This is a genomic window from Streptomyces sp. NBC_00510 (genome assembly GCA_036013505.1).
Lineage (GTDB): Bacteria > Actinomycetota > Actinomycetes > Streptomycetales > Streptomycetaceae > Actinacidiphila.
Map to the genome: position 1 here is coordinate 3648023 of CP107851.1, position 12082 is coordinate 3660104.

Genomic DNA, 12082 nt, shown 5'->3' on the forward strand with positions numbered 1-12082 from the left:
TCGATTCGTCGTGGAACCAGGGGGTGTGATCCACGACGCCATGGGACGACCGAGCCCGGGTCATGGGGGTCGTTGCTCCACAACTATACGAGACATCGCAGCCGAAACCTCACGATGTGGGAGTGAGGTGGGACACTGACCTTGTAAACGCAGGTTAGATGTTCATTTGACGTTCAGCGGTCCATGACCCGCATTTCGAACCAGGTGGTCTTGCCGCGTGGCAGCAGATCCACCCCCCAGCGGTCGGCGAGCTTGTCGATCAGGAAGAGGCCCCGCCCGCTCACGTCCATCTCGCGCACCGGCATCAGACAGGGCAGCGCCCGCGAGGGATCGCGCACCTCCACCCGGATCCAGCCCCGGCGGCGCAGCATGCGCAGGCCGAAGGTACGGGCCCCGGTGTGACGCACGGCATTGCCGACGAGTTCGGAGACGAGTAACTCGACGACGTCGTTGAACTGGGGCAGACCCCAGAGCCGGAGCACCGAACGGCTCAGCCGCCGGGCCGTGGCCGCGGACTCCGGGCGCGAGGAGAGCCGCACCTCGTCCACGGAGGGATTCCCCAACAGATCGAGGGACGTCGCCGCCAGATCGTCGACCGCCGTGGGCGGCCACCCCGCCGCCGGGACCGTTACCCGCTGCGGCTGCTCAGATGCTCCCTGCTGCCCCGCCATGCTCTCATGATGGCCGTACGCGACGGCGGTTCGGGGCGGATCGGGGGAATTGACGGGGCGGAACGCGTCATTCCGAGTTGCCGTACTGGCATATGTCAAGGGCAATGATGGATCTCACACGACCCTTCCCACCTGCGCGAAGGGGGCGCCGACGACGAACGGTCGGCGGATCCGGCGCAGGTCGCCTTAAGGTCCTCTTAAGGTCGGCTTAAGGCGACCCGACGGGTGCCGGCTGTCACTCAACCGGGTTGGGTCTAGCGGAACTTCGCCTTGCCCGGACCCTCATCGACGAAGCTGCGCATGCCCGTCGTACGGTCCTCGGTCGCGAACAGGCCTGCGAACAGGTTCCGTTCGATGGTGAGGCCGGTCTCCAGATCGGTCTCGAGACCGGCGTCCACGGCCTCCTTGGCGGCGCGCAGCGCCAGCGCCGGCCCCCGGGCCAGCCGCTCGGCCCAGGCGCGGGCCTGCGCGTACACCTGCCCGGCCGGGACCACCTTGTCCACCAGGCCGATGGTGAGCGCCTCGTCGGCCTTGACCATGCGGCCGGTGAAGATGAGGTCCTTCGCCTTGGCGGGACCCACCAGGCGCGACAGCCGCTGCGTGCCGCCCGCGCCGGGGATGAGGCCGAGCAGGATCTCCGGCTGGCCGAGCTTGGCGTCCTCCGCGGCGACCCGGATGTCGGCGCAGAGCGCGAGTTCGCAGCCGCCGCCGAGGGCGTAACCGGTCACGGCGGCCACCACCGGCTTGGGGATCCGGGCGACCGCCGTGAAGGAGTCCTGCAGTGCGCGGGACCGCACGGCCATGGCCTCGTAATCCATGACCTGCATTTCCTTGATGTCCGCGCCCGCCGCGAACACCTTCTCGCCGCCCCAGATCACGACGGCCCGTACGTCCTCGCGCCGGGAGGCCTCCTCCGCCACCTCGCGGAGCCGGTCCTGGGTCGCGACGTCCAGGGCGTTCATCGGGGGGCGGTCCAGGCGGATGGTGCCGACACCCTCGTCGACCTCGAGATTAACTGTCATGGCCGACGAGGGTATCCGTGAACGCCCGTTTACGCTGCGACGTGCCTCACGGGGCGCGTCAGGAGGCGGGGGTCCACTGGCTCCACGGCAGGTTCCAGCCGTTGAGCCCGTTCCACCACTGCACGGTCTTGTCGTGGGAGTTCTTGACCTGCACGACGTCACCGATCATCGAGTTGTTGTAGAACCACGAGGACGGGGTGTCGCCGTTGCCGCCGCGCACGTCCCGCAGGCCCACGCAGCCGTGGCTGACGTTGGCGTTGCCGAAGGTGCCGGACGAGGCCCAGTAGTTGCCGTGGATGAAGGTGCCCGAGGTGGTCAGGCGCTGGGCGTTGGGCACGTCCTTGATGTCGTACTCACCGCCGAAGCCCACGGTGTCGCCGTTCATGCGGGTCACCTTGTACCGCTCGGTGATGACCATCTTGCCGTTGTAGGTCGTCGTGCCGGGCCCGCCCGAGGTGATCGGGATGGTCTTCAGCAGGCTGCCGTCGCGGTAGACCTTCATCGTGTGCTTGGCGGCGTCGACGATGCTGACCTGGCTGCGGCCGATGGTGTAGTGCACGTCCTTGGACTGGGTGCCGTAGACGCCCTTCGCGCCCTCGACCCCGTTCAGCCGCAGGGAGAGCGTGATCTTGGTGCCCTTCGCCCAGTACTTCTCGGGACGGAAGTCGACGCGCTGGTCGCCGTACCAGTGGCCGACGACGGGGACCGAGGGGTTCGCGGTCACCTCGATCGCGTCCTGGACCGCCTTCTTGTCGGTGATCGCCCGGTTGAACTTGAGCGAGACCGGCATGCCGACGCCGACCGTCTGGCCGTCCTCGGGGGTGAAGAAGCCGATGAAGGTGTCCTTCGGGGTGACCGTCGTGAAGCTCGCGTGCTTGGCCGACTCGCGGCCCGCGCCGTCCTTGGCTATCGCGTCCACCGAGTACTCGGTGGAGGTGCCGAGCGTCTCGGTCGGCTCCCAACTGCTGCCGTCGGTGGATATCTTGCCCTCGACCGGGTCGCCCTTGCCGCTCTTCACCACGACCGAGGTCAGCTTGCCCTTGCCGGCGGTGACCTTGAGGTCCCCCGTCGTGGCCACCTCGTCGGCCCCGTCCTCGGGCGCGATGGTCACGACGGCCTGCGACTCGGTCGTGTCCCCCTTGCCGCCCTGCGAGGCCGAGGCACCGGGCCTGGCCTTGTCGCCGCCCTTGCTGTCGCCGCTGGCGCTGCCCCCGCACGCGCTGACCAGGAGCAGCATCGCCCCTACCGCGAGGGCCAAGGTGGTCCGCCTTGCGCCCGGCGCGCCCTGTATCGCCTTCAACTCACGTCTCCCCAAAACCGGCCCGTGGCCCCGTGGCCCAAGGGTGAGTCCCCCTCACCTAGCGCTTAGAGAACCACACGGAACCGGTGTTGTGGATCCCGGTATTGTCACCGTTCCGTCCCAGTCGCGGGGCCCGGCCTCAGCCGCCGGCCGCCCACTGCTCCCAGGCCATGTTCCAGCCGCCCAGGCCGTTGTCGGGAGCGACGGTGCGGTCGTGGGAGTTGACGACGGTGACGAGGTCGCCGACGAGCGAGTGCGCGAAGAACCAGCCCGCCGGGGTGGCCGTCCCGCCGCCCTTCACGTCGAGCAGGCCGACGCAGCCGTGGCTGGTGTTGGCCGCGCCGAAGGTGCCGGGGGTGGCCCAGTAACTGCCGTGCACGAAGGTGCCGGAGCGGGTGAGCCGCATGGCGTGCGGGACGTCGGGGATGTCGTACTCGCCGCCGAAGCCCACCGTGTCCCCGTTCATCCGGGTCAACCGGAGCTTCTCGGAGATGACCATCACGCCGTTGTACGTCGGGTTGGACGGGGCGCCCGCCGAGATCGGCAGGACGCGCGTGACCTGCCCGCCGCGTCGCACCGTCAGGGTGTGCGCGGCGGCGTCGACGGTGCTGGTCTGGTCCCGGCCGATGTCGAAGGTGACGTCCTTGGACTGCACCCCGTAGACCCCGGGGCCGGTCTCCACGTCGAGCAGTCGCAGCGAGAGCGTCACCTTCGTGCCGGGGACCCAGCGCTCGCGGGGGCGGAAGTCGAGGCGCCGGTCGCCGAACCAGTGCGGGGCGATCTCCACGGCGGGCGAGGAGGCGACGCGGACGGCGCGCTCGACGGCGGCGCGGTCGGCGACCGGCCGGTTGAAGTCCAGGGAGACGATCATGCCCGTGCCGACGGTCTGCCCGTCCTCGGGGGTGAAGTAGCCGATGAGGGTGTTCTGGGGGACGAGGGTGGTGAACACCGCGTGCTTGGCGGCGCGCCGGCCCCCCGTGTCCTCGGCGACGGCGTCCACCGTGTACTTCTCCGACAGCGACAGCCTGGACCGGGCGTGCCAGCGGGAGCGGTCGGCGGTGAACACGCCCTCGACCACCTCCCCCTCCCCGTCCTCGACGTGCACGGAGGTGAGGAGGCCGTCCTCGGCCTCGACCGTCAGCGGGTCGTCCGCCTCCACGTCACGGGCGCCGTCCCCCGGAGTGATCCTGATCCTCGCCTCGGACACCTTCGGGGTGTCGTCGGCCACCGCACCGCTGTCCGCCGGCCCGAACCCGAGCCCGCACGCCGTCAGCATCCCCGCCAGCCACATGGCGGTGGCAAGCCCCGCCCCCGCGCGCAGAGCGCGCCGCACCGCAGTCGTCACGCTCGGTCAACGACCGGACGGCCCCGGGGAAACGTCTCCGACGCGTCCGATCGATCACGCGTGTGACGCCGCAGGGTGAACGGGAAGGTAAAGCGGGAGGGCGCGACGCGCGCGCGGAGGGACACCGCGCCGCGCACGGGCACGGCCGGCGCCGGCCGGGTCCGGCGTCCCCCGAGCCGCAGGAGGCGAGCACGTGTCGGAGACGCGCGAGGACGAATCGGTCGACCGGGCCGGAAAGCTGCGCCCGAACGGCCACCGGACCGCCCCCGTGGCCGTGCCGCTGCCGCGCCCGGAGACCGCGCCGGCCGTGCCGGGGCCCGCCGGGGCCGGGGACACCCTGGTGTGGCCGGGCAGCCCGCAGCCGCTGGGGGCGCGCTTCCACACCGGCCCCGACGGACGCCCGGGCACCAACTTCGCCCTGTGGGCGGGCGGCGCCGAGTCGGTGGAGCTGTGCCTGTTCGACGACGAGGGGGCCGAGACCCGGGTCCCGCTGACCGAGCTGACCCATGAGATCTGGCACGGCTTCGTGCCCGGGGTCCTGCCCGGCCACCGGTACGGCTACCGGGTCGGCGGCCGCTGGGACCCGTGGACGGGTGCCCGCTGGAACCCGGCCAAGCTGCTGCTGGACCCGTACGCGCGGGCGGTCGACGGCGACTTCACGCTGCCCCCCGAGGTGTACGGCCACGTCCGCGACTGGCCGGAGCAGGAGGTCGCCGACACCGTGCGGGACAACCGCGACTCGGCCCCGTACGTGCCCAAGGGCGTCGTGGTGGACGATGACGACCCCTGGACGGACGACCGCAGGCCCAAGACGCCCTGGGCCGACTCGGTCATCTACGAGCTGCACGTCCGCGGCTTCACCATGCGCCACCCCGGCATCCCGCCCGAACTGCGCGGAACCTACGCCGGGCTGGCGCACCCGGCGGCGATCGAGTACCTCACCGGCCTCGGCGTGACGGCCGTCGAACTGCTGCCGGTGCACCAGTTCGCGCACGAGGACCACCTGCTGCGCCGGGGCCTGCGCAACTACTGGGGCTACAACTCGATCGGCTACTTCGCCCCGCACGCCGGTTACGCCGCCACCGGCACCCGCGGACAGCAGGTGGGCGAGTTCAAGCGGATGGTGCGCGCCCTGCACGACGCGGGGCTGGAGGTGATCCTCGACGTCGTGTACAACCACACCGCCGAGGGGAGCGAGTTCGGGCCCACCCTCTCCCTGCGCGGCATCGACAACCGCGGCTACTACCGGCTGCCGGGCGACGCGCGCCGCTACGCCGACTACACCGGCTGCGGCAACACCCTCCACGTCGTCCAGCCCCAGGTGCTCCGGCTGATCACCGACTCCCTGCGCTACTGGGTGACCGAGATGGGCGTCGACGGCTTCCGCTTCGACCTCGCCGCTGCGCTCGCCCGGTCGATGCACGACGTCGACATGCTCTCCCCCTTCCTCGCCGTCATCGCCCAGGACCCGGTGCTGCGCCGGGTCAAGCTCATCGCCGAGCCCTGGGACGTCGGCTCCGGCGGCTACCAGGTCGGCGCCTTCCCGCCGCTGTGGACGGAGTGGAACGACCGCTACCGCGACACCGTCCGGGACTTCTGGCGCGGCACCCAGCACGACGTGCGCGACCTGGGGTACCGGCTGTCCGGCTCCAGCGACCTGTACGCCTGGGGCGGGCGCCGTCCGTACGCCTCGGTCAACTTCATCACCGCGCACGACGGCTTCACCCTGCGCGACCTGGTGAGCTACGAGCGCAAGCACAACGAGGCCAACGGCGAGGACAACCGCGACGGCACCAACGACAACCGCGCCTGGAACTGCGGGCACGAGGGCGAGACCGACGACCCGGCCGTGGGCGGGCTGCGCCGCCGTCAGCTGCGCAACATGCTCTCGACGCTGCTGCTGTCGACCGGCGTGCCGATGCTGGTGGCCGGTGACGAGACGGGCCGCACCCAGGGCGGCAACAACAACGCGTACTGCCAGGACAACGAGATCAGCTGGCTGGACTGGTCGCTGCCGGAGGAGCCGGACTGGGCCTCGCTGCGCGAGCTGACGGCCCGGCTGATCGCGCTGCGCCGCGCCCACCCCGTGCTGCGCAGGAGGGCCTTCTTCTCCGGCCGGCCGCAGTCCGCCGAGGGCCTGCGGGACCTGGCCTGGTTCACCGCGCAGGGCCGGGAGATGACCGACGGCGACTGGTACAGCCCCACGTCCACGCTCGGGATGTACCTGTCGGGCGCCGACATCCCGCACCGCGACGCGCGCGGCCGCCCGGTCACCGACGACAGCTTCCTGGCGGTCTTCCACGCCTCGCACCGCCCGGTCCGCTTCACGCTGCCGGGCGGGCCGTGGGCCAGGGAGTACGAGCTGCTGCTCGACACCTCGCGCGAGGACCAGACGGAAGCGCCGGGCAGCCGGCACCGCGGCGGGAAGGCGCTGACCGTGCCGGGCAGGACGGTGCTGCTGCTGCGCGCCGTCTGAGGGACGAGACGCGGCGGCAAAGGTGTGGACTCGGCCAATTGGTCCAGTCCACACTGGTCGTCCGTGACCTCCGCACCTCCGCCCTCGCCGCCGTGCGCCTCCGGCCTCGCCCTGCCGGCCGCCCCCCGGGACCGCCTGTGGTCACGGGGGTTCAGCCTGTACTTCACCGCCCGCAGCGTCGCCATGCTCGGCGACTCGATGCTGCCCGTCGCCCTGTCGGCCGGGCTGCTCCAGCACGGCTACGGCGCGGGCGACATCGGCTACGCCATGGCCTCCTTCACCGCCTGCTTCGCCGGGCTGGTCGTCCTCGGTGGCGTGTTCGCCGACCGGTTCAGCGCCCGCGGCCTGATGATCGGCGCCGACCTGGTGCGGGTCGGCACGCAGTCCCTGGCCGCCTGGCTCTTCTTCTCGGGGCACGTCGTGCTCTGGCAGATCTGCCTGATCGGCGCCGTCAACGGCGTGGCGGGCGCCATGTTCCAGCCGGGGGTGGCCAGCACGGTGCCCCAGGTGGCCCGGGACGTCCAGGAGGCCAACGGGGTGGTCCGCACCGCCGAGTCGCTGATGGCGCTGGCCGGCCCGGCGCTCGCCGGCGTGCTGGTGGCCTTCACCTCGGCGGGCGGGGTGTTCGCCGCGCACGCCGCCACGTACGCGGTGAGCGCCGTCTGCCTGCTGCTGCTCCGGCTGCCGGCCCGGACCGCGCGGGAGCCCCGGGACGCCGCCCGGCGCAGCAGCTTCCGGGCCGACCTGGTCGAGGGGTGGCGGGAGTTCCGGGCCCGCACCTGGATGTGGTCGGTGATCGTCATCTGGATGGGCTTCATGATCCTCGTCATGGGCCCGGTCACCCCGCTGGCGGCCGGCGAGATCCTGCCGGCGCACGGCCCGAAGGCGTACGGGCTGGTCTCCTCCGCCCTGGGGGCGGGCACCGCGCTCGGCGGGCTGCTGGCGATACGGCTGCGGCCGGCCCGGCCGCTGCGGGGCGGGGCCGTGGCGCTGTTCGGGTTCGCGCTCTACCCGGCCGCGGTCGGCGCCGGGCTGCCGGTGCCGGCGGTCGCGGCGGCGGTGCTGGTCGCCGGGACGGCCTGGGCGTTCTGGAGTGTGATGTGGGCCACCAGCGTCCAGACCCAGGTGCCCGGCGAGATCCTCAACCGCATCCACGCGTACGAGGTCGCCGGCTCGGTCGCCATGCTGCCCGTCGGCCAGGCACTCGCGGGGCCGGCGGCGGGTGTCTTCGGGGCGCGCCCGGTGCTGGTGGCCGGGGGTGCGGTGACCCTGCTGGTGTGCGTGGCGCTGCTGGCGGTGCCCGCCGTGCGCAACCTCGGCCGAAAATCCGGATGAGCGTTGTCGGTGGTCGCACGTAGTCTCTGAAACGATGCCTGAGTCGACCAACCAACCCGCGCCCGAACGTTCCCGATCCGCCGTGCGCTCACTGCTGCGCCTGTGGCCGTACGTGAAGCCGGTCAGCCACCGGCTGTTCGGTTCCGCGGGCGTGGCCGTGGTCGCGTCCTGCCTGGCGCTGCTGATCCCGCTGGTCCTGAAGTGGATCGTGGACGGCCCGGTCGCCGACCACGAGCCGTCCGGGGTGTGGCTCGGCGGCGGGCTGGTGCTGCTGCTCGGTCTCCTGGAGGCCGGGCTCTTCGGCGTACGGCGCTGGCTGGTGGCGCGCCCCATGGCCGCGCTGGAGGCCGGGATGCGGGCCGAGCTGTACCGGAGGCTGCAGCGCCTGCCGGTGTCCTTCCACGACCGGTGGGGCTCGGGGCAGCTGCTCTCGCGGGCCACGAACGACCTGCAGATCCTGCGGATGTTCCTGACCTTCCCGATGGTCTTCCTGGCGGTCAACACGGCCACCATCGCGGCGGGCTTCGGCATCCTGTTCGTGCAGCGCTGGTCGCTGGGGCTGATCCTGCTGGGCCCGGTCGTGCCGCTGGTGATCCTCTGCTCGTACTTCGAGGCGCGCTACCAGGTCGCCTCCCGCACCGCGCAGGACCAGGTCGGCGACCTGACCACGCTGGTCGAGGAGTCGGTGCTCGGCATCCGCATCATCAAGGCCTTCGGCCGGCACCGCAGCCAGGCCGACACCTTCCGCCGGCAGTCGCGCGAACTGCGCGGCACCGAGCTGCGCAAGGCCGGGCTGCTGGCGGACCTGTGGATGGTGATCACCGGGCTGCCGGACGTGGCGCTGGGCGCGGCGCTGGTCCTGGGCGCGGTGCAGGTCGCCGACGGCGACCTGTCGGCGGGCACGTTGGTCGCCTTCCTGTCCACGGCGCTCGCGCTGCGCTGGCCGGTGGAGTCGCTGGGCTGGCTGCTCTCCTTCAGCAACGAGGCGGCCACCGCCGCCGACCGCGTCTTCGAGGTCCTGGACACCGAGGTCCCGCCGGAGACCGGCTCGGGGACGGGGACCGGCCCGGTCCCGGGCGAGGACGGGCGGCCCGCCGACGGCATCCGCTTCAGCGCCGTGCGCTTCCGCTACCCCGACGCCCCCGAGGGCAGCCCCGACCTGCTCACCGGGATCGACCTGCACATCCGCAGCGGCGAGACCGTGGCGCTGGTCGGCGCGACGGGCAGCGGCAAGACGAGCCTGACCTCGCTCATCCCGCGGCTGTACGAGCCGACCGGCGGCCGCATCACGCTGGACGGCACCGACGCCGCTCAGCTCACCCGGTCCGCGCTGCGCTCCCTGGTCGCGACGGCCTTCGAGGAACCGACCCTGTTCTCCGCCAGCGTGCGGGAGAACGTGCTGATGGGCGCTCCCGACGCAGACGAGACGGACCTGCTGCGGGCGCTGGAGATCGCCCAGTGCGACTTCGTCCACAAGCTGCCGCAGGGGGTGGACACCCAGGTGGGAGAGCAGGGCCTGAGCCTGTCCGGCGGTCAGCGGCAGCGGCTCGCGCTGGCCCGCGCGGTCGTCGGCCACCCCCGCTTCCTGGTGCTGGACGACCCCCTGTCCGCCCTCGACGTGCACACCGAGGCCCTCGTCGAGGCGGCCCTGCGCCAGGTGCTGGCCACCACGACGGCGCTGGTGGTCGCCCACCGCCCCTCCACGGTGATGCTCGCCGACCGGGTGGCGCTGCTGTCGGAGGGCCGGGTCACCGCGGTCGGCACCCACCAGGAACTCCTGTCCTCCTCCGCGGCCTACCGCCGCCTGATGTCCGGCCAGGACGGGAGCGCGCCCGCCGCGCCGGACCGTCCGCAATTCGAAGGGAGCAGCACCCGATGACCTCCGTCGCGGAGTCGCAGCCTGCCGAGCAGTCGGCCGACGGGGAACCGGCGGGGCACCGGGAGACCGAGGAGGCCCGGCAGGCCAGGGAGGACGACCTCTTCGACCGGGACCGGCTCCCGGCGCCCGAGGGGGCGTCACGCGCCCTGCTGCGGGAACTGGTCGGGCCGCACCGGCGGCGCGTGTGGCTGGCGGCCGTGGTCCTGCTGCTGCAGCAGGCGGCCGTGCAGGCGGGCCCGCTCATCGTCGCGGTGGCCATCGACCGGGCCATCCCGGCGCTGCGCCGCGACGACCACGGACCGCTGATCGCGGTCGCGGTCGGCTACATCGGCTGCGCCGTCGCCGGCGGTCTCCTGCAGCGGACGTTCGTCCGGCAGGCCGGCCGGGTCTGCCAGGACGTGCTGGTCGACCTGCGCGGCCGGATCTTCCGGCACGCCCAGGCGCTCGGCCTGGACTTCCACGAGCGCTACACCTCGGGCCGGATCATCGCCCGCGCCACCTCCGACGTGGAGTCGATCCGGGAGCTGCTGACCGAGGGCCTCCAGGAGCTGCTGAACGTCGGGCTGTCGGTGCTCTACATCTCGGCGGTCCTGCTGTGGCTGGACTGGGGGCTCGGCCTGTTCGCGCTCGCCACCGCGGTGCCGCTGGTGGTGACCGTCCGGATCTTCCGGCGCCGGTCGGCCACGGTCTACACACGCCGCTCCGCGGCGATCGCCTCCGTCATCGTGCGCTTCACCGAGACGATGAACGGCATCCGGCCCGTACAGGCCTTCCGCCGCGAGAAGGCGAACGACGAGGCGTTCGACGAGCTCAACGCCGCCCACCGGCAGGCCAACGGTGACGCGATCCTGGAGATGGGCCGCTTCACCGTGAGTTCCTGGCTGATCGCCAACACCTCGGTGGCGCTGGTGGTCCTGTGGGGTGCGTACCGCGTCGCCTCCGGCTCGCTCGCGCTGGGCGTGCTCGCCGCGTTCGTGCTCTACCTGCGGCGGCTGTACGCGCCGATCGACCCGCTCGGCATGTTCCTCAACTCCTACCAGTCGGCGGCCGCCTCGCTGGAGAAGATCGCCGGGCTGCTGGCCCAGCGGCCGACGGTGCCCGAGCCGCAGACACCGCGGGCGCTGCCGGCCACGCAGGCGGGCATCCCGGGCCGCGAGGTCGTCTTCGATCAGGTCCGCTTCGCCTACCGCACGGGCGGCGAGGTGCTGCCCCGCTTCGACCTGCGGCTGCCCGCCGGGCAGACGGTCGCGGTGGTCGGCGCCACCGGCGCGGGCAAGTCGACGCTGGCCAAGCTGCTGGCCCGGTTCTACGACCCGACCGACGGCCGGGTCACCCTGGACGGGGTGGACCTGCGCGAGCTGGCCCTGCCGGAGCTGCGCCGCGGGGTGGTGATGGTGACCCAGGAGGCGTTCCTCTTCTCCGGCACGGTCGCCGAGAACATCGCCATCGGCCGTCCGGAGGCCACCCGTGAGGAGATCGAGGGCGCCACCAGGGCGATCGGCGCCCATGACTTCATCGCGGCGCTGCCCGAGGGCTACGACACCGACGTCCGCAAGCGCGGCGGCCGCATCTCGGCGGGCCAGCGCCAGTTGGTGGCCTTCGCCCGCGCCCTGCTCGCCGACCCGGCCGTGCTCATCCTGGACGAGGCGACCTCCTCGCTGGACGTACCGGGCGAGCGCGCGGTGCAGCAGGCGATGCGCGAGGTGCTGCGCGGCCGCACCGCCGTGATCATCGCCCACCGGCTGTCGACGGTGGAGATCGCGGACCGGGTGCTGGTGATGGACCAGGGCCGCGTCGTGGAGGACGGCACCCCGGCCGAACTCGTCTCCGGCGCGGGCCGCTTCGCCGATCTGCACCAGGCCTGGCGCGACAGCCTCGTCTGAGCCACCGGCACCTGCCGGGGCGTGCGGGGCCGGCCGGCCCCGCACGCCCCCGCCTCTTTCCGGCACGCTTCGCCCCGCCCTGTCCGGAATGCGAACCCGACGTCCCCCTCAAAGGACGAATTCGGCCAACTTCTCGCCACGTACATGACACCAAGCCATGAACAGTGGCAC

The 12082-nt window shown here is 72.3% G+C and carries 8 protein-coding genes; 4 read left to right on the plus strand and 4 right to left on the minus strand.

The features are described 5' to 3' along the window. Positions 1-173: 173 nt before the first annotated feature. The 4 genes from OG937_16020 to OG937_16035 form a co-directional block, all read right to left on the minus strand. On the minus strand, positions 174-671 hold the full coding sequence (locus tag OG937_16020; GenBank protein ID WUD73093.1) for an ATP-binding protein: 498 nt from the start codon (positions 669-671) through the stop codon (positions 174-176). 254 nt (positions 672-925) lie between these two features. Continuing rightward, on the minus strand, positions 926-1693 hold the full coding sequence (locus OG937_16025) for an enoyl-CoA hydratase-related protein (GenBank protein ID WUD73094.1): 768 nt from the start codon (positions 1691-1693) through the stop codon (positions 926-928). A gap of 58 nt (positions 1694-1751) precedes the next feature. Further along, complete coding sequence (locus OG937_16030) at positions 1752-2930, minus strand: Ig-like domain-containing protein (GenBank protein ID WUD78758.1); 1179 nt, start codon at positions 2928-2930, stop codon at positions 1752-1754. 202 nt (positions 2931-3132) lie between these two features. Continuing rightward, the gene (locus OG937_16035) at positions 3133-4269 is read right to left on the minus strand and encodes an Ig-like domain-containing protein (protein ID WUD78759.1); all 1137 of its coding nucleotides are present in this window, start codon (positions 4267-4269) and stop codon (positions 3133-3135) included. Between the two features lie 349 nt (positions 4270-4618). Between OG937_16035 and glgX the strand changes: the two genes are divergently transcribed. The 4 genes from glgX (at position 4619) to OG937_16055 (ending at position 11911) form a co-directional block, all read left to right on the plus strand. After that, positions 4619-6814, plus strand: a complete 2196-nt coding sequence (glgX, locus tag OG937_16040; protein WUD78760.1) for a glycogen debranching protein GlgX — start codon at positions 4619-4621, stop codon at positions 6812-6814. A gap of 111 nt (positions 6815-6925) precedes the next feature. Further along, on the plus strand, positions 6926-8149 hold the full coding sequence (locus OG937_16045) for an MFS transporter (protein WUD78761.1): 1224 nt from the start codon (positions 6926-6928) through the stop codon (positions 8147-8149). Positions 8150-8183: 34 nt separating this feature from the next. Then, on the plus strand, positions 8184-10028 hold the full coding sequence (locus OG937_16050; protein WUD73095.1) for an ABC transporter ATP-binding protein/permease: 1845 nt from the start codon (positions 8184-8186) through the stop codon (positions 10026-10028). After that, positions 10025-11911, plus strand: a complete 1887-nt coding sequence (locus OG937_16055; GenBank protein ID WUD73096.1) for an ABC transporter ATP-binding protein/permease — start codon at positions 10025-10027, stop codon at positions 11909-11911. The genes OG937_16050 and OG937_16055 overlap by 4 nt, the downstream gene beginning before the upstream one ends. Positions 11912-12082 lie beyond the last annotated feature (171 nt).